General features: G+C 66.6%; 21 protein-coding genes. 9 read left to right on the top strand and 12 right to left on the bottom strand.

What is annotated here, in order from left to right; all coding sequences use genetic code 11:
- The first annotated feature begins 2 nt into the window (after positions 1-2).
- On the top strand, positions 3-1,142 hold the full coding sequence (locus XH81_RS11080) for an acyl-CoA dehydrogenase family protein (protein ID WP_028140421.1): 1,140 nt from the start codon (positions 3-5) through the stop codon (positions 1,140-1,142).
- Between the two features lie 15 nt (positions 1,143-1,157).
- Entirely contained in the window at positions 1,158-2,354 is a 1,197-nt protein-coding gene (locus XH81_RS11085) for an acyl-CoA dehydrogenase family protein (RefSeq protein WP_028140422.1), read from the top strand.
- Positions 2,355-2,577: 223 nt separating this feature from the next.
- Here XH81_RS11085 and XH81_RS11090 read toward each other — a convergent pair whose 3' ends face one another.
- The 3 genes from XH81_RS11090 to XH81_RS11100 all read right to left on the bottom strand — a co-directional run bounded on the left by XH81_RS11090 (position 2,578) and on the right by XH81_RS11100 (position 7,057).
- Entirely contained in the window at positions 2,578-4,902 is a 2,325-nt protein-coding gene (locus tag XH81_RS11090; RefSeq protein WP_028140423.1) for a xanthine dehydrogenase family protein molybdopterin-binding subunit, read from the bottom strand.
- A 257-nt stretch (positions 4,903-5,159) separates the two neighbouring features.
- Positions 5,160-6,035, bottom strand: a complete 876-nt coding sequence (locus XH81_RS11095) for a dihydrodipicolinate synthase family protein (protein WP_271596182.1) — start codon at positions 6,033-6,035, stop codon at positions 5,160-5,162.
- Positions 6,036-6,091: 56 nt separating this feature from the next.
- Positions 6,092-7,057 carry a VOC family protein gene (locus XH81_RS11100; protein WP_271596183.1) on the bottom strand — a complete coding sequence of 322 codons (966 nt, stop codon included), beginning with the start codon at positions 7,055-7,057 and terminating at the stop codon, positions 6,092-6,094.
- Positions 7,058-7,244: 187 nt separating this feature from the next.
- On the opposite strand from XH81_RS11100, the gene XH81_RS11105 reads away from it, so the two are divergent.
- Together XH81_RS11105 and XH81_RS11110 are read left to right on the top strand one after the other, a co-directional pair.
- Complete coding sequence (locus XH81_RS11105; protein WP_271596184.1) at positions 7,245-8,111, top strand: S1C family serine protease; 867 nt, start codon at positions 7,245-7,247, stop codon at positions 8,109-8,111.
- The gene (locus XH81_RS11110) at positions 8,108-8,479 is read left to right on the top strand and encodes a response regulator transcription factor (RefSeq protein WP_028140427.1); all 372 of its coding nucleotides are present in this window, start codon (positions 8,108-8,110) and stop codon (positions 8,477-8,479) included. The genes XH81_RS11105 and XH81_RS11110 overlap by 4 nt, the downstream gene beginning before the upstream one ends.
- On the opposite strand, the gene XH81_RS11115 is transcribed toward XH81_RS11110, so the two are convergent.
- From XH81_RS11115 to XH81_RS11130, 4 genes are all read right to left on the bottom strand, one after another.
- Positions 8,474-9,544, bottom strand: a complete 1,071-nt coding sequence (locus XH81_RS11115; RefSeq protein ID WP_271596185.1) for a sensor histidine kinase — start codon at positions 9,542-9,544, stop codon at positions 8,474-8,476. The genes XH81_RS11110 and XH81_RS11115 overlap by 6 nt on opposite strands.
- Positions 9,531-10,223, bottom strand: coding sequence for a response regulator transcription factor (locus XH81_RS11120; protein ID WP_038948196.1), 693 nt, complete (start codon positions 10,221-10,223; stop codon positions 9,531-9,533). The genes XH81_RS11115 and XH81_RS11120 overlap by 14 nt, the downstream gene beginning before the upstream one ends.
- A 100-nt stretch (positions 10,224-10,323) precedes the next feature.
- The gene (locus XH81_RS11125) at positions 10,324-10,770 is read right to left on the bottom strand and encodes a hypothetical protein (protein ID WP_271596186.1); all 447 of its coding nucleotides are present in this window, start codon (positions 10,768-10,770) and stop codon (positions 10,324-10,326) included.
- A gap of 246 nt (positions 10,771-11,016) precedes the next feature.
- Positions 11,017-13,353: a Tex family protein gene (locus tag XH81_RS11130; RefSeq protein ID WP_028140431.1), complete on the bottom strand. Its 2,337-nt coding sequence runs from the start codon at positions 13,351-13,353 to the stop codon at positions 11,017-11,019.
- 1,097 nt (positions 13,354-14,450) lie between these two features.
- On the opposite strand from XH81_RS11130, the gene XH81_RS11135 reads away from it, so the two are divergent.
- The gene (locus XH81_RS11135; protein ID WP_028140432.1) at positions 14,451-15,920 is read left to right on the top strand and encodes an amidase; all 1,470 of its coding nucleotides are present in this window, start codon (positions 14,451-14,453) and stop codon (positions 15,918-15,920) included.
- Positions 15,921-16,032: 112 nt separating this feature from the next.
- Here XH81_RS11135 and XH81_RS11140 read toward each other — a convergent pair whose 3' ends face one another.
- Positions 16,033-16,353: a hypothetical protein gene (locus XH81_RS11140; protein ID WP_028140433.1), complete on the bottom strand. Its 321-nt coding sequence runs from the start codon at positions 16,351-16,353 to the stop codon at positions 16,033-16,035.
- Positions 16,354-16,469: 116 nt separating this feature from the next.
- On the opposite strand from XH81_RS11140, the gene XH81_RS11145 reads away from it, so the two are divergent.
- Both XH81_RS11145 and XH81_RS11150 read left to right on the top strand, forming a co-directional pair.
- Positions 16,470-17,378 (top strand): PaaI family thioesterase, encoded by a 909-nt coding sequence (locus tag XH81_RS11145; RefSeq protein WP_028140434.1) that lies wholly within the window; start codon positions 16,470-16,472, stop codon positions 17,376-17,378.
- A 67-nt stretch (positions 17,379-17,445) separates the two neighbouring features.
- Positions 17,446-17,811 carry a hypothetical protein gene (locus XH81_RS11150; protein ID WP_028140435.1) on the top strand — a complete coding sequence of 122 codons (366 nt, stop codon included), beginning with the start codon at positions 17,446-17,448 and terminating at the stop codon, positions 17,809-17,811.
- Here XH81_RS11150 and poxB read toward each other — a convergent pair.
- The 3 genes from poxB to XH81_RS11165 all read right to left on the bottom strand — a co-directional run bounded on the left by poxB (position 17,808) and on the right by XH81_RS11165 (position 21,216).
- Entirely contained in the window at positions 17,808-19,544 is a 1,737-nt protein-coding gene (gene poxB / locus XH81_RS11155; RefSeq protein WP_028140436.1) for a ubiquinone-dependent pyruvate dehydrogenase, read from the bottom strand. The two genes, XH81_RS11150 and poxB, sit on opposite strands and share 4 nt — an antisense overlap.
- A 111-nt stretch (positions 19,545-19,655) precedes the next feature.
- Positions 19,656-20,288, bottom strand: coding sequence for a 2-dehydro-3-deoxy-6-phosphogalactonate aldolase (locus XH81_RS11160; RefSeq protein WP_028140437.1), 633 nt, complete (start codon positions 20,286-20,288; stop codon positions 19,656-19,658).
- Position 20,289: 1 nt separating this feature from the next.
- Positions 20,290-21,216: a 2-dehydro-3-deoxygalactonokinase gene (locus XH81_RS11165; RefSeq protein ID WP_028140438.1), complete on the bottom strand. Its 927-nt coding sequence runs from the start codon at positions 21,214-21,216 to the stop codon at positions 20,290-20,292.
- A 261-nt stretch (positions 21,217-21,477) separates the two neighbouring features.
- Between XH81_RS11165 and XH81_RS11170 the strand changes: the two genes are divergently transcribed.
- Both XH81_RS11170 and XH81_RS11175 read left to right on the top strand, forming a co-directional pair.
- Positions 21,478-22,575, top strand: a complete 1,098-nt coding sequence (locus tag XH81_RS11170; RefSeq protein ID WP_028140439.1) for an LLM class flavin-dependent oxidoreductase — start codon at positions 21,478-21,480, stop codon at positions 22,573-22,575.
- A gap of 58 nt (positions 22,576-22,633) precedes the next feature.
- Positions 22,634-23,203, top strand: coding sequence for a flavin reductase family protein (locus XH81_RS11175; protein WP_028140440.1), 570 nt, complete (start codon positions 22,634-22,636; stop codon positions 23,201-23,203).
- 186 nt (positions 23,204-23,389) lie between these two features.
- Here XH81_RS11175 and XH81_RS11180 read toward each other — a convergent pair whose 3' ends face one another.
- On the bottom strand, positions 23,390-25,252 hold the full coding sequence (locus XH81_RS11180) for a sigma-54-dependent Fis family transcriptional regulator (RefSeq protein ID WP_028140441.1): 1,863 nt from the start codon (positions 25,250-25,252) through the stop codon (positions 23,390-23,392).
- Positions 25,253-25,327: the final 75 nt, after the last annotated feature.

Below are 25,327 nucleotides of genomic sequence, written 5' to 3' on the forward strand. Positions count from 1 at the left end.
CGATGGATCTTAACCTCAGCGACGAGCAAAGACTGCTGCGCGAGAGCGCGGAGCGCTTCGTGGCCGGAAGCTACGATGCCGATCACCGCCGCAAGATGGCGAACGATCCACTCGGCTTCAGCCCGGCGGTGTGGAAGCAGTTCGCCGAGCTCGGCTGGCTGGCGCTGCCGATTGCGGAAGAGTTCGGCGGGCTAGGCGGCGGTGCCGTCGAGATCGGCATCCTGATGGAAGCGTTCGGCCGCGGGCTGGTGTCGGAGCCCTATGTCGCGACCGTGGTGCTGGGTGCTGCACTGATCGACCGCTGCGGCACCAATGAGCAGAAGCAGGAGAGCCTGCCGAAGATCGCGGATGGATCCTTGAAGCTTGCGTTTGCGCATTCCGAGCGCGCGGCGAGGTTCGATCTCGCCAAGGTCGCGACATCAGCCAACAAGACGGCGAACGGCTGGCGCCTTGCCGGCAGCAAGATCGCCGTGCTCGACGGCCATGCCGCCGATGAGATCATCGTCTCCGCGCACATTCATGATCATCAGAGGCCTTCGGGACGGATCGGCCTGTTCCTCGTGCCGGCGACGACGCCTGGCCTCGTCGTCAGCGACTATCCGCGCCTCGGCGGCGGACGCGCCTGCAACATCGAGCTGTCCGACGTGCATCTGCCGGAGGACGCCCTGCTCGGTGACAGCCACGACGCGCTGCCGGCCATCGAATGGGCCATTGACCGCGCCATGGCCGCGCTCGGCGCAGAAGCCGTCGGCATCATGCAGACGCTGCTGGACACCACGCTCGAATACACCAAGATCCGAAAGCAGTTCGGACGGCCGCTGTCGGCCAACCAGGTGATCCGCCATCGCCTCGCCGACATGGCGATGCAGGTTGACGAGGCGCGCTCGATGGCGCTGCGGGCTGCGCTGAAGGCGGATAGCCCGCCGGTCGAGCGGGCCCGTGCGGCGTCTGCCGCGAAAGCCAAGATCGGCAAATGCGCACGGTTCGTCGGCGAGCAGTCGATCCAGCTTCATGGCGGCATGGGCGTCACCGAGGAGCTCGAGGTCGGCGCCTATTTCAAGCGGCTGGTCGCCTTCGACACGCTGTTTGGCGGCAGCGCGCACCACTATGCCCGTCACGCCGAACTTGGCCGCAAGGCCTGATATCGGGAGAGCCTCATGGACCTGTCGTTCAATGCCGAGGAGCGCGCCTTCCAGGACGAGGTGCGCGGCTTCATCGCCAAGAATCTCACCGAGGAGATGAAGCGCGCGACCGCGCTGACGCCGTCGGTATTCTCCGACCCTGATATCGGCATGGCCTGGCAGCGCGCGCTACACAGGCAGGGCTGGGGCGCGCCGGGCTGGCCGGTCGAGCATGGCGGGCCGCGCTGGACGCCGGCGCAGCGCTGGATCTTCGAGACCGAATCCGCACGGGCCGGCGTACCGAACGTCAATGTGATGGGGGTAAAGATGGTCGGGCCCGTCATCATCGGGTTCGGCTCGCCCGAGCAGAAAAACTTCTACCTGCCGCGGATTCTCTCCGGCGAGGATTATTGGTGCCAGGGCTATTCCGAGCCGGGCTCCGGCTCCGATCTGTCCTCGCTGAAGACGCGCGCGGTGCGCGACGGCGACGACTACGTCATCAACGGCACAAAAATCTGGACCACGCATGCGCATCACGCCAACCGCATGTTCGCGCTGGTGCGCACCAGCGACGGGCCGCGGCAGCAGGACGGCATCAGCTTCATCCTGATCGACATGAAGACGCCGGGGATCACGATACGCCCGATCCTGACGATCGGGGGCGACCACGAGGTCAACCAGGTGTTCTTCGACGACGTCCGCGTGCCCGTGGCCAACCGGGTCGGCGAGGAAGGCAAGGGCTGGACCTACGGCAAATATCTGCTCGAGTTCGAGCGCGGCTCCGGCATCGCCTCGGCCAAGCTGCGCGAGGGGCTGAAAGCGATTTCGGATCTCGCCGAATCGGACCTGACCGGCCGCGCCATCGACAGCCCCGATATCGCGGCGCGCATCTCGGAGGTGGAAGTCGATATCGACGCGCTTGAAATGACCGAGCTGCGCGTGCTCTCGGCATTGCAGACCGGACAGAATCCCGGCGCGGTGTCGTCGATCCTGAAGCTGCGCAACAGTGAAATCCGCCAGGCCGTGACGCGGCTCGGAGTCGACGTCATCGGCCACGACGCCCTCGCCGTCGAACCGATGCGTCCACTCTACAAGCTCAACCACGAACCGGCGACGCCGGAGGAGATGCTGACAATGGTGCCGGAATATCTCAACGGCCGCGCCTACACCATCTTCGGTGGCACCTCGGAGATCCAGCGCGATATTATTGCGAAGATGATGCTGGGGATTTAGCGCCGCAGCCCGAGCATTTGGCGCGAGCGAGCACTACACACTCCACTGTCGTCCCGGACAAGCGTAAGCGCAGATCCGGGACCCATAGCCACAGGGAGATGTGATTGCGGGGATTCGGAGTTACCAGTTCGCGCCACAACCACTCCCTGTGGTTATGGGTCCCGGATCGGCGCGCGCTTATGGCGCGCTTGTCCGGGACGACAGCGGAGTTTGGAGCGAACGACTACCCCGCCGCCTTCGCCTCCTTGATCGCCTGCCAGACCTTCTGCGGTGTCAGCGGCGTGTTCAGCTGGGTGATGCCGAGCTCGGCGAGTGCGTCCATCACGCCGTTGGTGACGCAAGGCGGGCCGCCGATGGCGCCGGATTCGCCGCAGCCCTTGGCGCCGAGCGGATTGGTGCGGCACGGCGCGGTATCGTCCAGCGTCACCACGATCGGCGGCACATCGTCGGCGCGCGGGATGCAGTAATCCTGGTAGCTGGCGGTGAGGAGCTGGCCGTCGGCATCATACGAGACGCCCTCATACAGCGCCTGGCCGATGCCTTGCGCAACACCGCCATGGATCTGGCCGGTGACCAGCATCGGGTTCACGGCGACACCGACGTCGTCGACGGTGGTGTAGCGCACGACCTTGGAGACGCCGGTCTCGGGGTCGATCTCGACCTCGCAGATGTGCGTGCCGTTCGGCCAGCTCGGACCATCGACCTCGCCTTCGGAATCAACGCTGAGCTTGGCCCCGCTCTCCTTCTCCGCAATGTCGAACAGGCTGATGCGGCGATCGGTGCCGACCACCGTGAGCATGCCGCCCTGATATTCGATGTCCTCGACCGAGGTCTCCAGCACGTTCGCAGCCTTCTCGCGCGCCTTCTGGATCAGATCGTTGGAGGAGACCGCGACCGCCGTGCCGCCGACGAACAGCGAGCGCGAGCCGACGCTGCCAAAGCCCATCGCGAGATCCGTGTCGCCCTGGACGACGTCGATCTTGTCCATGGCAATGCCGAGCGTGTCGGAGATCATCTGGGTGTAGGTGGTCTGCAGCCCCTGCCCCATCGCCATGGTGCCGGAATGCAGCACGACGCGGCCCTGCGAGGTCGCGTGCAGGCTGACTTTCTCGGTGTGGGCGCGGCCGCCGGTCCATTCGATGTAGGAGGTGAGGCCGCGGCCGTAGAGCAGGCCCTTCTTCTTCGCCGCCTTCTTGCGCGCGGCAAAGCCGTCCCAGTCGGCGAGCTTCACGGCGCGGTCGAGCATGTGCGCGAAGGCGCCGGAATCGTACACCTGACCGGCGGCATTGGTGTAGGGCAGCTGGGCCGGCTTGATGTAGTTGGCCTTGCGGATCGCGCGCGGATCGATGCCGATTTTTCGCGCGGCGGCGTCGAACAGGCGCTCGACGATGAACACCGCCTCGGGCCGGCCCGCGCCGCGATAGGCGCCGACCGGCGCGGTGTGAGTCATCACCGACTTCACCTCGAAATGCACCAGCGGCAGATCGTAGACGCCGGTCTGCACGAACGGCCCGAGCACCAGCGGGATGATGTTGGCCGCGCCCGAGGAATAGGCGCCGGTGCAGCCGATCGACTTGACGCGATAGGCCAGCACCTTGCCCTTCTCGTCGAGCGCGAAGGACGCCGTCGAGGTGAGATCGCGGCCGTGGGTGCCACCGACGAACTCGTCGGTGCGATCGCCGCGCCAGCGGATCTTCTTGCTCAGCTTGGTTGCGGCGTAAGCGACGATGCCGTCCTCGGGATAGAGGTTGGTCTTCTGGCCAAAGCCGCCGCCGATGTCGCCGACCAGCACGCGCACGCTGTCCTTGGGACGCTTCAGCACGGCCTCGGCGAGCACGTCGCGGGTCGAGGCCGGGGTCTGCGACTGCACGTGCAGCAGCAGGCGGCCGGTCTTCTTGTCGATCTCGGCAATGGTCGAGCGCGGCTCCATCGCGGACGGCACGAGGCGCTGGCTGACGAGGTCGAGCTCGACGGTGTGCGCCGCCTTGGCAAACGCCTCGTCCACCTTGGCGGCATCGCCGTAAGCCATCGCGCCGACGATGTTGTCGGGCGCCTCCGGCCACACCACGGGCGCGCCCGATTTCACGGCCTCGACGGGGTCGACCACCGCCGGCTGCACGTCGTACTCGACGACGATTGCCTCTGCCGCGCTCTGCGCCTCGACGCGGGACGACGCCACGACGGCCGCCACGGCCTCGCCGGCGTAGCGGACGACCTCATGGGCGAGCAATCGGCGCGGCGGCACTGTCATCGGCTTGCCGTCGGGGCGCTTGAAGATGCTCAGCGTCGGGATGCTGCCGACATCGTCCTTGACGAGGTCGGCGCCGGTGTAGATCGCGGTCACGCCCGGCATCGCGGCGGCTGCACTGGTGTCGATCGAGACGATCTTGGCGTGGGCATGCGGCGAGCGCAGGACGTAGAGCCACAGGGCGCCGTCGCCCGGCTTGTCGTCGATGAATTGCCCCTTCCCGGTCAGCAGCCGCTGGTCTTCCAAACGCTTGACGGGCTGCCCCGCTCCGAAACGCAAATTGCCGGGAAGAATGTTCATTCCGTGGGGTCCTTGAGGTCTTTTCGAAACTGCGGGCAGCCTTTTAGCGGATCGATCAAGGGCATACCAGCCGCGGTTTTGGGCGGGATATCCGCGGATTCGGCATGCTGTCCCGCGACCCGCGAATCCGTAGGGTGGGCAAAGGCGCACTTGCGCCGTGCCCACGATCTCTTGGACGTCGAGAAAAGTCGTGGGCACGCTTCCGCCTTCGCTCTTCGAGCTACGGCGGACAAGTCGCTTTGCCCAACCTACGGAAGCTACGCCAGCTCCCGCAGCGCCGCCTCCACCACCTTGCGCGCCTCGGCCGTCAGCGCCGCCTGCGGCGGGACGGGGTCGCCGACGTCGTAGCCCTGGATCGAAAGCCCGGCCTTGATGCAGGCGGCAAGGTTGAAGCGGGCGAAGGCCTCGTTGATGCGCCACAGCCGGCGCTGCAGCGCCATGGCCTCGTCCCAGCGGCCAGCCTCGCAGAGGTCGTAGAGCGCGACACTCTGGCGCGGGATGATACAGGCCGGTCCCGCCATCCAGCCAAGCCCGCCGATCAGCATCACCGCGGCCGGGATGTGGGCGGAGGCCGAGAACACCCGCAAGGCATCGCCGCAACGGTTCATGATCGAGAGCAGCCGACCGGTGTTGGTCGATGCGTCCTTGATGTAGCCGATGCGCGGATGCTCGGCGAGGCGCGCGATCACGTCGAGGGTGAGGTCCGAGCGCTGGAATTGCGGATTGGTGTAGATGACGACGGGAATGTCGACGGCATCCGCGATGGCGCGGAAGTAGGATTCGACCTGGGCATCGGAGAGCGGGAAATAGGCTTCCAGGATCGCCAGGATGCCGTCGGCGCCGAGTTTTTGATACGCCCTCGCCTGGGCCACGGCATCTGCCGTCGAGGTGGAGGCGACGCCGGCCACCACGGGCACGCGGCCCCTTGCGACTTCGATCGTGGTCTGGACGATTGCCGTGCGCTGGGCGGCATTGAGATAGGCAAACTCGCCGGTCGAACCCAGCGGCGTCAGGCCGTGCACGCCAGCGCCGATCAGGTCGTCACAGAGCTTTGCGAGGACGCCGGTGCGCACCGTGCCGTCGGCATCGACGGGGGAGACGAGGTAGGGAAAGACGCCGTGGAATTCGGACATGTCGGGGGCTCCGGAAGCTGGCACCCGACGGGTCTTAGCAATGCCCGCCCCCGCGATCAAACCTTGAGCAAGCGTACTCGCGTGCCCCAGGGATCAATCGCCTCCACGCCGTCGGCAAGCGCCGTGACCTTCGCACCGCCTTTGCGCAGGCGCTCTTCCTGCGCGGCGAGCAGCTCCGGCTTCGCCATGACCAGCGAGAACCAGGCGAGACCCGTCATCTGACCGTCGCGCTGGCCGGCGCCCTGACTCTGCCAGACGTTCATGCCGAGATGATGATGATAGCGGCCCGACGACAGGAACGCGGCGCCGTTGCGGCTGCGGGTCGGATCGAGGCCGATCGCGCCATGATAGAAGCCTCCGGCCTGCGCGAGATCGCCGACCCGCAGATGCATGTGGCCGATGCGCATTCCGTCCGGTGCCCTGGCGTAATCAGGCACGCGCGTATTGGTCAGCGACAGCAGGTCGGGAATGTTGAGCTCGTCGGACGCCATCTTCACGCTGCCCTCGCTCCATTGCCATTGCGAGGGATCGCGGTCGGCATAGACCTCGATGCCGTTGCCTTCGGGGTCATCGAGATAAACGGATTCGCTGACGAGGTGATCGGCAAAGCCCGACAGCTTCACGCGGTGCGAGGCCGCGTGCACAAGCCAGCGCGCCAGGTCCTTGCGGGTCGGCATCAGGAAGGCGGTGTGATAGAGGCCGGCGGCATTGCGCGGCTCGATTTCCGCATCGGGGCGGGCCTCCAGCACCAGCAGCGGGATGCCTGATGTGCCGAGCTTCGCCGCAGTCGCCGAGCGCTCCATCACGGTGAGGCCGATGACATCGCGGTAGTAGTCCGCAACCTTGTCGAGATTCTTCACCCGCAGCGTCACCATGCCGACCCGCATCGGCGTGCGGCTGGCATAGGTGGGGCCGCTGCCCTGCGGGGTGCCCTCGGCCCGCGCCGCGGCTGCGGCGGCCATGGCCAGCGAGGTCGCGCCGGCGAGTTGCAGCAGGGTGCGGCGGGTGAGGTCGATGGTCATGGTCAGTCAGGGCTCGCTGAAAGGGCTTAAGGCCGTGCGGCGCAATGTCGGGCCGATTGCTACACGTTCCCGTGAGCGGCTCCCAATCACATGTTCGTCGACCGCAACAGGCGGTGTCCTGACCACCCGGCCAGTTTCGCGATTCCGCGCGACATCCCAGATTGGGGGCAGCTTACAGGAGCCAGCCATGACCGACCCAACTCCCCTGTCCTCACTATCGTCCGCCCTCGCGGACGTAGTGGCGCGCACCGCGCCCTCTGTCGTCTCCGTGCACTCGCATCGCTCCCGCGCCACCGGCTTTGCGTGGAAGCCAGGCCTGATCGTCACCGCCGACGAGGCGCTGGCCGATGAGGGCGAGGTCGAGATCGGCTTGCCCGACGGCAGCCGGGCGGCCGCCACGATCGTGGGCCGCGACCACACCACCGATATCGCGCTGCTGCGCACTGAGGCCGCTGTTGCCCCGGTCAAGCTCGCCGCAACGGTCCCGCCCCTCGGCGCGTTGTCGATCGTGGTCGCCACCAACCGCGAGACGCCGAGTGCCGCGCTGGGGCTGGTGTCGGCATCCGGCAGCGGCTGGCGCTCCTTGCGCGGCGGCGAGATCGATGCGCGGATCGAGCTCGATGTCCGCCTGCGCGCCAGCCAGCAGGGCGGCCTCGCACTCGATGCTTCGGGTGAAGCCTTCGGCATGGCCGTGCTCGGGCCGCGGCGCGTGCTGGTGATCCCGACGGCGACGATCGGGCGGGTCGCGGCGCAACTCGAGACGCGCGGCCGCATCGCGCGCGGCTATCTCGGCCTCGGGCTCCAGCCGGTCCGGCTCGACGACGGCATCGGCGCCATGGTGATGAATGTCGACAAGGCCGGACCTTCGGCCGCCGCCGGCATCCGTCAGGGCGACGTGATCGTCGCGGTCAACGACCAGAAGCTGTCAGGCGTGCGCGCGCTGTCACGAACGCTGGGACCTGCGAGCGTCGGCGCGGTGGTCGATGTCGCGGTTCGCCGCGGCGGCGAGCCGGTCAGCTTCAAGGTCACGGTCGGCGAGAGGCCGGAGGCGTGAGCGAGGACAACGCACCGGAAATCGTGCTGTCGCTGGAGATCGACGATCCTGCGCTGGCCGATCGCCTGGCGGCTTTGCTCGGCAATATCGCCGGACTTCGCCTTGCCGCGCCGGGCGAGGCCGCCACGGCGACGATCGTCGCCCGCGATCCACGCATCATGCCCGCCGACATCGCGCTGACGCAGCGCGAACTCGACGTGCTGGCGCTGATGGCCGAGGGTGCCTCCAACAAGATGATCGCGCGACGGCTCGGCATCTCCGTGCACACCGTCAAATTCCATGTCGGCTCGCTGCTCGACAAGCTGGACGCCACCGGCCGCACCGACGCGGTGGCGCATGCGGCACGCCGCGGCGTGATCGAGCTATAGCGCGATCGGGAAGCTGAGCTCGACCGTCAGGCCCGGCGCATTGTCGCTTAGCGCTACTCCCGCGCCGTGAAGGCGCGCGACCGCGGCGACGAGGCTGAGACCGAGCCCGTTGCCCGGCGTGTAGCGGCTCTGCTCGAGCCGGTAGAAGCGCTTGAAGACGTGATCGCGCTCCTCCGTGGGAATGCCCGGACCATCGTCGGCGATCGCGATCACCGCGCCGCCCTCGGCGCTGCGGCAGGTCACGGTCACCTGCCCGCCCGGCCGGCCGTGCTTGATCGCGTTGTCGACGAGATTGGCGATGGCATCGAACAGCAGGTCGCGATCGCCGGTGATCGGCACCTGGCGGTCTCCGGCAAGGCTGAGGCGGGTTGCGACCTCCTCGGCGGCGGCGTCGTAGAGCTCGACGACCTCGCCGGCGATTTCAGTCAGGTTCAGCGCGCGGAAGGCGCCGGTGCGGGCACGGGTCTCGATCTCGGAGATCCGGGTGATGGAGGCGAACATGCCGAGCACGGCGTCGAGATCGGCGATGGTGTCGCCGATCAGCGCGGCATCCGCCTCGCTGTTGCGCTCGTGGTGATAGGCCTTTTCCAGCCGGCCGCGCATCCGCGTCAGCGGCGTGCGCAGATCGTGGGCGACGTTGTCGCTGACCTGCTTGACCTCGCCCATCAGCGTCTCGATGCGGTCGAGCATCTGGTTGAGGTTTTCGGCGACGCGGTCCCATTCGTCATGGCTGCCGCGCAAGGGGATGCGCTGGTCGAGGCCTGAGAGCATGATGGCGCGGCTGGTGGCGTTGATCTCCTCGATCCGCCCCACCGTGCGCCGCGTCACCAGCACGGCGGCGAGCCCGGCGAGCACCAGCAGCAGCACGGCAACCGCGGCCATCGCAAGCTCGATCATCGCGGTGAACCCGCCGTGATCGCCGGCGTCGCCGACCCGGCTCTCCACATAGGCCAGCGTGCCGAAATAGACATAGGCCATGATCGCCGCGACGATCAGCCCGAAGGCCGCGATCGCGATCAGCGCCAGGCGGAAGGTCGAGGAGCGGAGCGTCTTAACCAGGAGCACGGAGGCAATATCCGATGCCGCGTATGGTATGAATCAGCGGATAGGCCTGGGCATCGTCGACCTTGCGGCGGACGCGACCGACATAGACGTCGATGATGTTGGTGGAGGGGTCGAAATGCAAGTCCCAGACGTGCTGGAGCAGCATCGCGCGGGAGACGACGCGGCCCTCGTTGCGGACGAGATATTCGAGCAGCTGGAATTCGCGCGGCAGCAGCGGGATCTTGCGGCCGCGGCGGCTGGCGTTGCGTGCGATCAGGTCGATGGCGAGATCGCCGACCCGCAGCAGCGTCTCCTTGGCGATGGTCTCGCTGCGGCGGCCGAGCGCCTCCAGCCGCGCCAGCAATTCGGTGAAGGAGAACGGCTTGACGAGATAATCGTCGCCGCCGGCGCGCAGGCCGCGGACGCGATCATCGACCTCGCCGAGCGCGGAGATGATCAGGAACGGCGCGGCGACGCCGTCGTCGCGCAATTGCCGCATCACGCTGATGCCGTCGATATCGGGCAACATGCGGTCGATCGTGATCACGGCATAGTCGCGCGCGGCGCCGTGGCTCAGGGCTTCACGGCCGTTGGCTGCGAGATCGACGTCGTAGCCGGAGGTCGTCAATTCCTCGACGAGCTGGCCTGCGGTTTCCGGATCGTCCTCGACGACCAGGATGCGACGGTGACCTCCGGTCATGCAAAACTCCGCGCGACGATCGCCACCAGACTATCCCGTTCCGGGGCTGGACGGAACCGCCCGGTGGCGACCGCGACAATGGTGCGGTACGGCGATGCGACTACCAATAGTCTCCGCACACATTGACCCATTGCCATCCGTAGGGCGTCCAGCTCCTGCGCCAGCAGCCGTCATTGTAGCCGGCGTAAATGAAGGGCGCGCCGAAGACGGCGAAACGACGGAAATGATGATGGTGGGAGCCGCGGTGACCGTGCCAGCCGGCACCGGCGAAACGCGGCCCGATCCCCGCATGCGCGAAGCGTGCGCCGCCAAAGGCGGGACCGCCGACATGGGCGAAGCGCGCGCCGCCCATCCCGCCGACATGCATGCCGCTAAAGCCGCCGGCGCGCATCCCGCCGCCACCGAAATGACCACCACCACCGAAATGGCCACCACCGCCGAAGCCGCCATGTCCGCCACCGCCGCCTCTGGCGAGCACCGGTGAAGCTGCCGCCATCACCGCGGCGAGCGTCACCGCGGTGAGGCCTTTGAGAAGCCTGCTGTTCATCGAAGCATCCTCCTTGCAGTGCGGCGGTCTCAACGCCGCACGAGGACGATCAGATGAGAGGAAGCGAGCGGCGCCTTCAACTTACAAACTCGCCAGATTCTGACGCGGGTGTTAGGGAGAGGGAGCCCAACTCTCTCCCCGTCATTGCGAGGAGCCCTTGCGACGAAGCAATGACGACGTGGAGAAAGCTTTCCATACGTCGAGCAGCCCACCTCTCCCCGCTAAGGGCGGGGAGAGGTTAAGATCTCACGCCCGCTTGCCGTTGTTCTTCTCCGCCGCGCGGCGCAGGGCTTCGGCGAGCGCACCGCCGCCGGACGATTCCTGCTTGCGCGGTGCGGACGACGTCATGCGGGAAGGGTTGCGCGAGCTGTTGTCGCGCTGCATGCCGGGGGCGTCCTTCTTGGCACCGACCTCGTCGTCGAGGCGCAAGGTCAGCGAGATGCGCTTTCGCGCGACCTCGAAGTCCAGCACCTTGACCTTGACGATGTCGCCGGGCTTCACCACCTCGCGCGGATCCTTGATGTAGGTCTTGGACATCGCGGAGATGTGCACGAGGCCGTCCTGGTGCACGCCGATGTCGACGAAGGCGCCGAACGCGGCGACGTTGGTCACGGTGCCCTCGAGGATCATGCCCTTCTGGAGATGCTTGATCTCCTCGACGCCTTCCTTGAACACGGCGGCCTTGAACGCCGGACGCGGATCGCGGCCGGGCTTTTCCAGTTCCTTCAAGATGTCGGTGACGGTCGGCAGACCGAAGGTCTCGTCGACGAAATCCTTCGGCTTCAAGGTGCGCACGATCTCGCTGCTGCCGATCAGCGCCTTGATGTCGCTCTTGGTGGCGCTGAGGATCCGGCGCACCACCGGATAGGCTTCCGGATGCACGCCGGACGCGTCGAGCGGGTCCTCGCCGCCGAGGATGCGCAGGAAGCCGGCGCACTGCTCGAACGCCTTCGGCCCGAGCCGCGGCACCTCCTTGAGCGCCTTGCGCGACTTGAACGGGCCGTTGGCGTCACGGTGCGCCACGATGCTCTGCGCCAGACCGGAGCCGACGCCCGACACGCGGGCAAGCAGCGGTGCGGACGCGGTGTTGACGTCGACACCGACGGCGTTCACGCAGTCCTCGACCACGGCGTCGAGCGATTTTGCGAGCTTGGCCTGGCCGAGATCGTGCTGATACTGGCCGACGCCGATCGCCTTGGGCTCGATCTTGACGAGCTCGGCGAGCGGATCCTGCAGACGCCGCGCGATCGAGACCGCGCCGCGCAGGGTGACGTCGAGACCGGGCAATTCCTCCGAGGCGAAAGCCGAGGCCGAATAGACCGACGCGCCGGCTTCCGACACCACGATCTTGGTCATCTTCAGCTCGGCCAGGCCCTTGACGAGATCGCCTGCGAGCTTGTCGGTCTCGCGCGAGGCGGTGCCGTTGCCGATCGCGATCAGCTCGACACGATGCTTCAATGCGAGCTTGCCGAGGATCGCGAGCGACTCGTTCCACTGCCGCTGCGGCTCGTGCGGATAGATCACGGCGGTATCGACCACCTTGCCGGTCGCATCGGTGACGGCGACCTTGACGCCGGTGCGGTAGCCGGGATCGAGCCCCATGGTGACGCGGGTGCCGGCCGGCGCGGCCAGCAGGAGATCGCGCAAATTGGAGGCGAACACGCGCACGGCCTCGGTCTCGGCGGCGTTCCACAGCCGCATGCGCAGGTCGATATTGAGATGGACCTGAATCTTGGTGCGCCAGGCCCAGCGCACGGTGTCGATCAGCCAGCGGTCGCCGGCGCGCTTGAGGTCGGCGATGCCGAACCGCTTCATGATCTTCAGTTCATAGGCGCTGGGCACGCCCGGCGGCGGCGCCTCGGCCTCGGCCTGGATCTGCAGGTCGAGGATCTCTTCCTTCTCGCCGCGGAACATCGCGAGGATGCGGTGCGAGGGCAGCTTGGTCAGCGGCTCGGAGAACTCGAAATAGTCGGCGAACTTCTCGCCCTCGGTCTTCTTGCCGTCGCGCACCTTGGAGGCCATGCGCGCATTGGTCCACATTTCCTCGCGAAGCGCGCCGATCAGATCGGCGTCCTCGTCGAAGCGTTCGACCAGGATGGCGCGGGCACCGTCCAGCGCGGCGGCGGCATCCGCAACGCCCTTCTCGGCGTTGATGAAGCCTTCGGCCACGACCTTCGGATCGTTGGTCGGCTCCGCCATCAGCTGGTTGGCGAGCGGCTCGAGGCCGGCCTCCTTGGCGATCTCCGCCTTGGTGCGGCGCTTCGGCTTGAACGGCAGATAGATGTCTTCGAGACGGGCCTTGCTGTCGGCGGCGAGAATGGAGGCCTCGAGCGCGGCATCGAGCTTGCCCTGCTCGCGGACTGATTCGAGGATGGCCTTGCGGCGGTCCTCGAGCTCGCGCAGGTAACCCAGGCGCTCCTCCAGGGTGCGCAATTGCGCGTCGTCGAGCGCACCGGTCGCTTCCTTGCGGTAGCGCGCGATGAAGGGAACCGTGGCGCCGCCATCGAGCAGCGTCACCGTCGCCTCGACCTGCTCCGCCCGAACCCCAAGCTCCTGCGCAATTTTCTGGTTGATATTTGCCACGCGAGAATTCCTCTATCCAAGCACGCAACGCGGCGGCGAACCACCGGCCACGGGACGCCGCTTATGGACCAACCGGGGTTGATTCATCAAGGTACCGCGGAGGACCGTCGACAGGGGATTTTTTTGTCGAACAGATGCGATCTCGCCACATTCGTGGGGACGTGCCGATGTGAGCGGCAGACACGTGCCGTAGGGTGGGCAAAGGCGCGAAGCGCCGTGCCCACCAAACTCAATTTGCGGCACGAGATGCGTGGGCACGCTTGCGCTTTGCCCACCCTACGATGTCGGAGGTTGTGACTCGCAGACATGGCTTCTCCTCCTCGCGGCGCTTCCGCCCGAGCTTTGCTCTCTTCTTCGCGCCCTCAATAGAAAGGGCGCAGGGAAGGCCGGGTGCCGGCTGGCACCCGCAAGACCCCCGTGCGAAGACATTGCACACGCAATGCACGAGGGAGACACAGGGCAGCCGATCATCCGGCCTTCCCTGCGCGATGGTCTGACGGCGTATGGCGCGCTCTCCCCGGAGACGAGTTCCTGCTTGCCTCCGTCACCTCGCGGATTGACGATGCGCTTCGCCCGGTCGGGCTTGGCGCACCTCCGCAAGGCTTGACTGTAGCAACGACAGCCAGGACCACGCGATTTGGCCGTACGCATCAGCGCCGTTCGTCCGCACGCCGCCGGGACCTCACGGGGTTCGCCCGCCCTGCTCCCGCCTCTCGTGCACGACGCTGCCGCGTCCACCGCTCCCCGATCCACGGCTCGTGACGACGTACGACCGCCCCTTTCGCCGGATCAGGATGGGCGACACATACGCCGAAACCGAATTTCGGTAAAGTGGAATATTTTTGCGCTTATGGATTGACAGAGGGCGACACAGTAACGATGGATGCAGCGCAGGCGTAATCCGGGATTGGCGCGGCAGGCTACGGGCTACGGTCGAACGTCCGCCAGCCCGGTTGCAACCATCGCACCACTGCCGGATTGAGACCCGCCTTGCGACCTCTCCGCCCCATGCAACCCTGCCCCTCGTGCCGGCTCAGTTGATTCATACGGTCCCTTGCTAAAGGAAGGTGGCGCCGCATCAAAGGGATTTGGACTTCATGACTTTGCCGATGAGCTGGACTGAATGGGCGCAGCACGATGGCGTCGCGCTGGCGGGGCGTGTCCGCAAGGGCGAGCTTACGGCAAAGGAGCTGGCGCGCCAGGCCGCCGCGGGTGTCGCCAAGGTCAATCCGGCGCTGTCGGGCGTGGTCGAGCTGTTCGAGGACGTGATCGCCGATCCCGCCAAGGACGGCGCCAATCTCGCAGGTCCGTTCGCCGGCCTGCCGTTCCTGATGAAGGACCTCGGGCCGACCATGAAGGGCCGGCTGCAGGAAATGGGCTCGCTGTTGATGCGCGGCAATCGCGCCGCGGCCGATACGTTCCTCACGGGCAAATTCCGCCAGGCCGGCCTCAACCTGATCGGACGCACCACGACGCCGGAATTCGGCGTGTGCTCTTCGGCCGATAATCCCGCCGTCTACGTCACCCGCAATCCCTGGAATACCGACTACACCACCTGCGGCTCGTCGGCCGGCAGCGCCGCGATGGTCGCGGCCGGCGTGGTGCCGATCGCGCATGCGACCGACGGCGGCGGCTCGATCCGCATTCCCGCCGGCGTCAACGGCAACATCGGGCTGAAAGTCTCGCGCGGCGTGTTCTCGCTCGCCCCCCACATGTCCGATCTCACCGGCCTCGTCTCGATCCAGGGCTGCCAGTCGCGCTCGGTGCGCGACACCGCCGCCTTCGTCGATCATGCCCGCGGGCCGGCACCCGGCGAGTTCATGCCGTTCTGGACCACGGCGCAGCCTTATTCCGAGATGATCAAGCGCGATCCCTCGAAGCTGCGCATCGCGTTGTCCCATACATGGGGCAACTACACCGCGACGCCCGAGCTCGCAGCCGAGCTGGAGAAGGCCGGACGCTTCCTCGAAGGCCTCGGCCATCACGTCGACTATGCGCTGCCGGAGATCGACCTTCCCGCTGCATTCGAGGCGCAGACCACGTGCTACATTTCGAATTTCGCGGTGGTGATCTCCAACATGCTCGCCGCCCGCGGGCTGGAAAGACCGCCGGAGGACCTGATCGAGCCGATGAACATCCGGATCTGGGAAGCCGGGCGGCACACCAGCTTCGCCGAGCGGGCGAAGATGCAGGGCGTGTTCAACACCACGTCACGCGGCTTCGGCGCCTTCTTCGAGCAGTGGGACGTGATCCTGACGCCAATCACCGCGCTGCCGACGCCGAAGGTCGGCACCAGGGAATATCTCACCATCTCCGACAATCCCGATGTGCGCGACTGGTTCGACAATCTCTGGCGCTTCTTCGCCTTCACGCCGCTCGCCAATCTCTGCGGCATGCCTGCGATCTCGATGCCGATGGCGGCCCAGGACCACGGCCTGCCGCTCGGCATCCAGGCCATCGGTAAGCAGGCCAATGACGGCCTGTTGCTGCAACTCGCCGCCCAGATCGAGCGCGCCCTCGACGGCAAGTGGAACGGCGGCAAGAAGCCGAAGGTGCATGTGGGCTGAGGCAGGCCTATTTGTTTCGTAGGCCCTCGCGGCCATCCTTCGAGACGCCCGCCGATGGCGGGCCCTCAGGATGAGGTCTTGTTTCGCGACGGGATCCTAGAGCGTTCCGATCTCAATTCTTCACCGCGGGGATCTCCTCCGTCACCGGCTGTTGCTGGCCCTGCCGGAACATCGCCAGTGCCTTGTCGAGGGCTTCGCGCAGCGCAAGTGCTGCGGCCACGCTGCAGCGCAGATGCGCGGTCTGGATCACGTCGACCCTGACGGCCGCGCCGACCGGCATCAGGAGGTTCGCGGCGAGCTCGATCTGGATCGCGCCGTTGTGATGGCCGAAGCAGGACGCACCGTCGAAATAGATGATCGGCGCCCGCTCGGAGCTGGAGCTCGAAATGGTGACGGGCCCCTGATTGTTGGCGGGCGTTTCGGGGTCGGCCATGGGCGCTCCTTGCGGCAAGTCGGCGAACGAAGCGCCCACCATCGGTGCTTCGGCCTGCTCTGTCGAGGCCAATTCGGGGTTTTGCGCGGCGCCCGACACTGGTCTAGAACGTCCCCATGAGCACCATACCGACCACGCTCCCCTTCGAGGAACTCGCTGACGCCATCAAGGGCCGCCGCTCCGACTACGGCCATATCAGCGGGCTCCAGCTCGACCGCTTTGCGCCCGCCGAGGCCTGGTCGAGCCTGCCCTACCGGCCCGTCTTCGTCGGCGACACCGAGACCGGCGTGCTGCATGGCGGCGTCGTCACCGCGATGCTGGACGAGAGCTGCGGCATGGCGGTGCAACTTGCGCTCGACGGCACGCGCGCGATCGCAACCCTCGACCTGCGCATCGACTACCAGAAGCCGGCGACGCCCGGCCTCGACATCAAGGCGCATTCGGTCTGCTACCGCACCACGCGCTCGATCGCCTTCGTGCGCTCCACCGCCTATCAGGAGTCCGAGGACGATCCGGTAGCGACTGCGACCGCCTGCTTCATGATCGGCGCCAACCGCACCAACATGCTCGCCGACCGCAGGATGGATGCGCGCAGCATCCCGGTGCTGGAGGCGCCGGAAGATCCGGATGGCCCCTTCGCGCGCAGCCCGTTCGCGCGCGCTCTCGGCATCCGCGTCAATGACGACGGCACACTGACGATGCCGTTCTCGACAAAGATCATCGGCAACCCGATCCTGCCCGCGATTCATGGCGGCATGACCGGGGCCTTCCTCGAGACCACGGCTGTCATCGGCGTCGCGCGCGAGCTCGGCGCCGCCGCGCCACCCAAGCCGATCGGGCTCACCGTCAACTATCTGCGCTCCGGCCGTGCGCTCGATACGTTTGCCAACGTCTCGATCGTCAAGCAGGGCCGGCGTATCGTCGCCTTCGAGGCGCGCGCCTGGCAGGATGACGCGGCCAAGCCGATCGCCACCGCCTTCGGCCATTTCATGCTGCGCCCGACGCCCGGAAGTGACGAGGAATAAGCGCATCTTGACTTGACGGCCGCAGCTCCGGCCACAACGATAGCGCGTCCCCGCGAGAGGTATTGAATTGCGGCATCCGCTCGACATCGTCGCCATGTTCGCCGCACTCTGGCTGCTGGCCGCGATGATGCTCGACGCGTTGACGCCGAAGGAGCTGACCGCGATCATGATCGGCGTTGCGATCGGCCCCGCGATCGTCATCACCGCCGTGTTCTACTATTTGCGCTGCGCGCGAACTGACTTTGCGGTGATGTTCGCAGCGCTCTGGCTGATCTCGGACATCGCCATCGCCTTCGTCTCGCCGACGCAGCTGCCGCATTTCCTGATCGCGCTCGGCTTCCTGCCGGCCCTGCTGATCGGCAGCGTGCTGCACTGGCAGCGCTTCCAGCGCCGCCAGGAGCAGCTGACCGCGCCTTCGGTGAAGCGGGGCTAACGCGGCAACAAATTCGTCTTCGCAAGATCAAGCACCTCGTCACCGCGGCCGTTCATCACCGCGCGCAGGACCCAGAGGCTGAACCCCTTGACCTGCTCGGTGGTGATGGTCGGCGGCATCGACAGCTCCTGCTTGGCGGTGACGACGTCGAGCAGGGCCGGGCCGTCATGGGCGAGCATCTCCTTGACCGCACCGGGGAGCTCGCCGGGGTCCTCGACGCGTTTGGCAAAGATGCCCATCGCGCGCGCCATCGCCGCGAAATCGGGATTCTCCAGGTCGACATTGGTGTCGACGAAACCTGCCGCCTTCATCTCCAGCGCGACGAAGCCGAGCACGCCGTTGTTGAAGATCACGACCTTCACCGGCAGCTTCTCTTGCGTCAGCGTGATCAGATCGCCCATCATCATGGTGAAGCCGCCGTCGCCGGAGAGCGAGATGACCTGGCGGCCCGGCTGGGCGGCCTGCGCACCGATCGCCTGCGGCATCGCGTTGGCCATCGAGCCGTGCACGAAGGAGCCGATCAACCGGCGGCGGCCATTCATGTCGAGATAGCGCGCGGCCCACACCGTGGGTGTGCCGACATCGGCGGTGAAGACCGCATCGTCGGAGGCATGATCGCTGATGATCTTTGCGAGATATTGCGGGTGGATCGGCTTGCTGCCCGGCGTGCCCTTGGCGAGCGAGTCCAAACCCTCGCGCGCCTTCTTGTAGTGCGCGACGGCGTCGTCGAGATGCTTGCGCTGCGTCTTCGCTTTCAGCAGCGGCAGCAGCGCTTCGATGGTCAGCTTGACGTCGCCGACGAGGCCGAGATCGATCTTGCAGCGCCGTCCCAGATTTTCCGGGCGGATGTCGATCTGCACGACCTTCGCATCGGTCGGAAAGAATTGCTTGTAGGGAAAATCGGTGCCGAGCATCACCAGCGCGTCGCAGGCGTGCATGGCGGCATAGCCCGAGGAGAAGCCGATGAAGCCGGTCATGCCGACGTCATAGGGGTTGTCGTATTCGACGTGCTCCTTGCCGCCGAGCGCATGCACGATCGGGCTTTTCAGCGCTTCGGCCAGCTGCATCAAGGGCGCATGCGCGCCGGCGCAGCCGCGGCCGCAGAACAAGGTGACGCGCTCGGTGCCGTTGAGAAGGTCGGCTAGCGCCTTCAGCTCATTCGCCTGCGGCACCACATGGGGCGCCGACAGCGCGAGTCCGCGCGTCGTCGACAGCGCGCGCTTGGGCGGGCTGCGGAACGCGACGTCGCCGGGCATGGCGACGACGGCGACACCGCGCAGGCCCACCGCCGCACGGATGGCATTCTCCAGCACGTAAGGAAGCTGGCTCGGGTCGGACACCAGCTCGCAATAATGGCTGCATTCGCGGAACAGGTTCTGCGGATGGGTCTCCTGGAAATAGCCACCGCCGATCTCGGCGGTCGGGATCTGCGCCGCGATCGCCAGCACGGGAACGCGGCTGCGATGTGCGTCGAACAGGCCGTTGATCAGATGCAGATTGCCGGGGCCGCAGGAGCCCGCGCACACCGCAAGGCTTCCGGTCATCTCGGCTTCGCCGGCGGCGGCGAACGCGGCGACCTCCTCGTGGCGGACATGGATCCATTCGATGGTGCCGCGGCGGCGCAGCGCCTCGGTCAGGGCGTTCAGGCTGTCGCCGACGATGCCGTAGATGCGCTTGACGCCGGCCTGCTCGAGCGTTGCCACGAACAGATCGGCCACGTTGTTGATCGCCATGTCGGTCTCCTGATTCAGCCAGTCACATCACACGATGCGCAAATATCAGCATCGCGACTCCATGTGGTGGCACAATAGGCTATGTCAGGATCACGGCTAGTTATTGTCCGTTCAATCTTTCTGAATTGCCCGATCGTAAGCCGCGATCGTCGCCTTCGCGCGCGCGGCGACGTCGGCGACGCTCATGCCGGGCTTGTAGAGGCTGGAGCCGAGCCCGAAGGCGGTGACGCCGCCCTTGATGTACTCGGCAAAATTCTGATCGGAGACGCCGCCGACGGCCGCGATCATGACGCCTGATGGCAGCACGGCGCGGATCGCGGCAATGCCGGAGGCACCTAGCACGCTGGCCGGAAAGAATTTCAGGCCCGATGCGCCGGAGCGCGCGGCAAGCAGCGCCTCGGTCGGCGAGAACACGCCGGGTAGCGTGACCATGGCGTACTGATGCGCACGCACGAGCACCTGCGTGTCCACATTCGGCGAGACCATCAGCCTGCCGCCGGCGTCGTTGAGACGATCGACATCCGCGGTCGCCAGCACCGTGCCGGCGCCGATCAGCACGCCCGGAGGTGCCTGCTTCACCGCCGTTGCAATGGAGCGGAACGGATCGGGCGAGTTCAGGGGGATCTCGATCGCGGTCATGCCGGCTTCGATCAGCACGGCGACGATCGCCTCGGTCTCCTCGGGCTTGACGCCACGCAGGATCGCAACCAGCGGCCGCTTCATCGGCGGAAAGGGAACGCTCATCTCAAAGATCCTCTGATTTCGTCCAGATCGCGGCAGCTGCCATCGAAAGGCCACGGCGGACGGCTTCATCCGCATCGACCGTATCAGCGTTGACCGACAGCGCCTCAAACGCCAGCCGGTACAGCATCGCAAGCCGCCCCGAGGCGATCAGCTTGACGCCCGCTTGCGGCACGAGGCCCGAAAGCCCCGCCGCCAGCTCGACGCCGATCAACGTCCCCGACAGCGTCTCGCGCGCCGCGGCCGGCGTGCCGCCGAACAGAAGCTGGCGCGACCGCGCGCCGAACAAGAGATTGGCGGCGAAGGCCGGCGCCTCATAGGCGGCCTTCACCGCCGCCTTGAAGCTCGCGACATCCTCGGCCTCGTCGGCGCCGGCGACCGCGAGCGACAGGATGGTCTCGCGCGAGACGACGCTGAAGAGCTCGCCGGTCATGAAGGTGGAGAAGCGTTCGACCACGCCGTCCCTCACGCGCACCCATTTCGAATGCGTGCCGGGCATGCAGACCAGCGCCTCGCCCGCGGCATCGAGGCCGAGCGCGCCGAGCAGCTGCGTTTCCTCGCCGCGCATGACGTCCGGCGCGGCTGCATCGCGCTGCGCGATGCCCGGCAGGATGCGGATGTCGCGCGCTTCGCCGGGGACGCGCACGGCCTGTTTCAGGACGGCCGAGAGCGGCGCCGGCGTGTCGACATAGCCGGCTTCGACCCAGCCAGTCTTGGCACCGGCCATGCCGCAGACGAGAACCGGCAGATGATCCGGCGCTTCGATCGCCGCAAGATGCGATCGCAGCACGGCGGGAAAGCCTGCCTTCGCCGCCGCCAGCATGCCCTCGCCGCTGCGGCGCTCGGTCAGCACCTGGCCGGCACGATCGACCAGCCACAACCGGAAACTGCTGGTGCCCCAGTCCACCGCGACATAAGCGGGTTCGGTCATTCGAAACTGTCCTCGTCTCACGGCCGGGACGCCGTCTCGCGACAATGAGACGACGTCTTGCGGGTCTACCGCCGGGATACCGGCTATTGTGCGGGCAAACCAGCCCTTTCTCCGCAATTCGAGGCTCAGCCGTGCTGGCACAGCGCTTGCTGAACCGCTGGCACAGCGATTGCTGAACCGCTGGCACAGCGCTTGCTGAAGCTTCGTTGCTCAACTCCGTCAACGCGCGACAAGACGCGTCAACATCAGATGAGGAAACCCATGGAGATCGGCTATTTCACGATGCCTTCGCATCCGCCGGAGTGCGGCCTGAAGGAAGGGAACGATTGGGACCTGCAGGTCATGCGCTGGCTCGACGAGCTCGGCTATCAGGAGGCCTGGGTCGGCGAGCACCACACCGCGCCCTGGGAACCCAATCCCACGCCGGACCTCCTGATCGCGCAGGCCCTGATGCAGACCAAGAAGCTTCGGATCGGGCCGGGCGGATTCCTGCTGCCCTATCACCATCCGGCCGAGCTCGCCAACCGGGTCGCGATGCTCGACCATCTCTCCGAGGGCCGGCTCAATTTCGGCGTCGCGGCCTCCGGGCTGCCGAGCGACTGGGCGATGTTCAACGTCGACGGCATGAGCGGGCAGAACCGCGATATGACGCGCGAGGCTCTGGAGATCATCCTGAAGCTGTGGACCGAGCCCGCGCCCTTCACCCACAAGGGCAAGTTCTGGACCGTGACCAAGCCGGACACGATGTTCGACTTCCTCAAGCCGCACATCAAGCCGCTGCAGGCGCCGCATCCGCCGATCGGCGTCGCCGGGCTGTCGAAGAACTCGGACACGCTGAAGCTCGCCGGCGAGCGCGGCTTCATCCCGATGAGCCTCAACCTCAACCCGGCCTATGTCTCGAGCCACTGGGACTCCGTCGAGATCGGCGCCGCCAAGACCGGGCGCAAGCCGAACCGGCAGGATTGGCGTCTGGTGCGCGAGGTGTTCGTCGCCGACACCGACGAGGAAGCCTGGAAGCTCTCGACCGGCGACATGATGGGCCGGATGATGGGCGAGTATTTCCTGCCGCTGCTCGGCCATTTCGGCTTCAAGGATTATCTCAAGCACTCGCCCGATGTCCCCGACAGCGACGTCACGGTCGAATATTGCGCCAAGCGGAACTGGATCGTCGGCTCGCCCGCGACCGTCGCCGAGAAGATCGAGAAGATCTACGACGAGGTCGGCGGCTTCGGCGTGCTGCTGGTGTTCGGCTTCGACTACAAGCACAAGGCGGAAGCCTGGCATCACTCGCTCTCGCTGCTGAAGAACGAGGTGATGCCGCGCCTTGCGCATCTCGGCTCCGCGAAGAAGGCGGCTTGACGCTCAGCGGGTGCGGCACGATCGTGTCGCACCCGTTTCCAATTTCGGAGATTTCCGCGTGACGGTCGACGCCAATCCTCTCGACGCAAAGGATTTCAAGCAAGCGATGCGCCAATGTGCCGGCGCCGTCGCGCTGGTCACGGTCGGCGCCGAGCACGGCAAGCGCACGGGATTGACGGTGACCTCGGCCTGCTCGCTGTCGGACTCCCCGCCGTCGCTGATCGTCTGCGTCAACCGCAACGCCAGCGCACATGCGCGCATCCGCGAGGAAGGCGCCTTCGCGATCAACTTCCTGCACGAGGATCACGCCCTGCTCGCGCTCACCTTCAGCGGCCAGAAGGGCGTCAACGGCGACGACCGTTTTGCGTTCGGACAGTGGACGCGCGGCGCGACCGGCGCCCCGGTGCTGACGGATGCGGTCGCCGCATTCGACTGCGTGCTGGCGCAGGAGTTCGAGACGACGACGCATTCGATCTTCGTCGGCGAAGTGCGCGGCGTGTCGCATTTGGCGACCGCAGCGCCGCTGGTCTACCTGCGCAGCAGTTTTCACACCCCGCATGAGATGCGCGAAACGGTGACGGTCGGCGACCTCGATTCACGGCATCTGAGCTGGACGGATTTTTCGTAAGAGGCGCCACGCAAGCGATCCACGACTACAGAGATCGTAGGGTGGGCAAAGCGACTTGTCCGCCGTAGCTCGAAGAGCGAAGGCGGAAGCGTGCCCACGTCTTAGGTCCTAAACGAGAAGTCGTGGGCACGGCGCAAGTGCGCCTTTGCCCCACCCTACGACGTCTGTGATCTGGGACAGAGACCGCTACTGCGCCGTTTCGATCTTCAGCAGCTTGATCTTCCGATAGAGCGTCGCGCGGCTGAGCTTCAGTGCCCGTGCTGCTTCGGCGACGCGTCCGCCGTGCTTGCGCAGCGCCTCGACGATCGTGGCGCGCTCGGCCGCTTCGAGGTCCGGCTCCGCTTTTCCGAACGGCGGCAGGTCGAGATCCGCATCGGTGATGATCCCGTTCTCCGCCGTGCAGCCGGCGAGCCGCAGCACGTGGCGAAGCTGGCGCATGTTGCCGGGATAGGAATAGGCCGAGAGTTGCGACCACGCTTGGTCCGAAAGCCTGCAGTTCGGCGCCTCCTCGCGCGCGATCTGGCGGATGACGTCGTCCCGGTCGGCACGCTCGCGCAAGGCCGGCAGCCGTACCTCGAGGCCGCGCAGGCGGAAATAGAGGTCGGCGCGGAAGCCGCCTTCTTCGGCCATGCGGCCGAGATCGCGGTGCGTGGCGCTGATGAGGCGGATGTCGACGGCGACAGGCTTGAGTGCGCCGAGCGGCCAAACCTCTCGGTTTTCCAGCACGCGTAGCAAACGCGTCTGCAGCGCGATCGGCATGTCGCCGATCTCGTCGAGGAACAGCGTGCCGCCGTCGGCCTGCACGATCAGGCCCTTCGAGCCGTCGCGCCGCGCCCCGGTGAACGCGCCGGCCTCGTAGCCGAACAGCTCGGCGTCGATCAGGCTCTCCGGCATCGCCGCGCAATTCAGCGCGACATAATTGCTGCGCGCCCGGCTGCTCGCGGCGTGAATGGCGCGCGCGAACACATCCTTGCCGACGCCGGTTTCGCCGTGCAGCAGCACGGGCAGATTGTGATCGCCGATGCTTCGGAGCCGCTTCACGCTTCTGATCAGCCCGGGATCGCGGCCGGCGAGCCGGTGCAGCGCGTCGAAGCGATCGACAGGCGCATCGCGGCGCGGCGCGAGCGGACGCGCCGATGATCTCGTCTGCAGGGGCGGCGCAACATGCCCCTGCCCTAACGCACTGCCATCGGCGCGACGCAACTCGACTGTCTCGTCCACGCCGCGGGCGGCATGACGATCGAACTTGACGTAGCGCGACAGATCGATGCCGGATGCGATCAAGCCGTCGGTGAGGCCCAGCAGTGCGCGCGCCGAACGGCAGGCGCCGACGATGCGGCGATCGTCGTCATAGGCCAGCAGACCGCTGCCGCCGTCGCCCGGCACGGTCGCGATCCAGGCGTTGCGGAAATGACCGCGGAAGATCGCGCCCTCCATGCGCCGCGTCGCCTCCATCGTCACCGCGAGCGCGAGCTGATGCGCAGCGCGCTCGAGATCCTCTCGGCAAGAGGTGATGTTCACGGCACCGGCGAGGCGACCGGCGTGGTCGAACAGCGGCGCCACGGCGCAGGAGAACATGTGCCACTGCGCGCGAAAATGCTCGTCACGATGCACCAGGATCGGCCTTTGCTCCGCAAGTGCGGTGCCGAGCCCGTTGGTGCCTTCGAAAGCCTCGGAAAAATTCGAGCCGGTATAGACCTTCCAGCGCATGAATATCTCAGTATCGGCCGGGCCGGGCAGCCGGCTCCACAGCATCGTGGCGCTAGGGTCGGCGAGATTGACGCAATAGCCGGCCTCGCGCAGCACCCGCGCGAGGTCTTCGAGCTCCGGCGTCGCCAGCTGGATCAGCTGCTCCATCGGTTCGGCGACATGCCGGACCTCGGCCTCGGTCAGCGTCTGCGGCGGTCCCTGGCGGGCGGGGTCGAGCTTGTGGCTGATCAGGCAGCGCCGCCAGGAATCGGCAATGCGCGAAGAGGCATCGACGTCGGCCAATTGATTGGCGACGGACAAGACGCGGGCGACATGGTTCGAGGCCGACAGGCTGGCCATCGCGGACGTCTCCACCCTGTATTATTGTGCAAAGTCTGGCACCACAGGCGGGGATGTCAATCCGGAACCGAAACG

Source organism: Bradyrhizobium sp. CCBAU 25360 (genome assembly GCF_028128695.1).
Lineage (GTDB): Bacteria > Pseudomonadota > Alphaproteobacteria > Rhizobiales > Xanthobacteraceae > Bradyrhizobium > Bradyrhizobium ottawaense.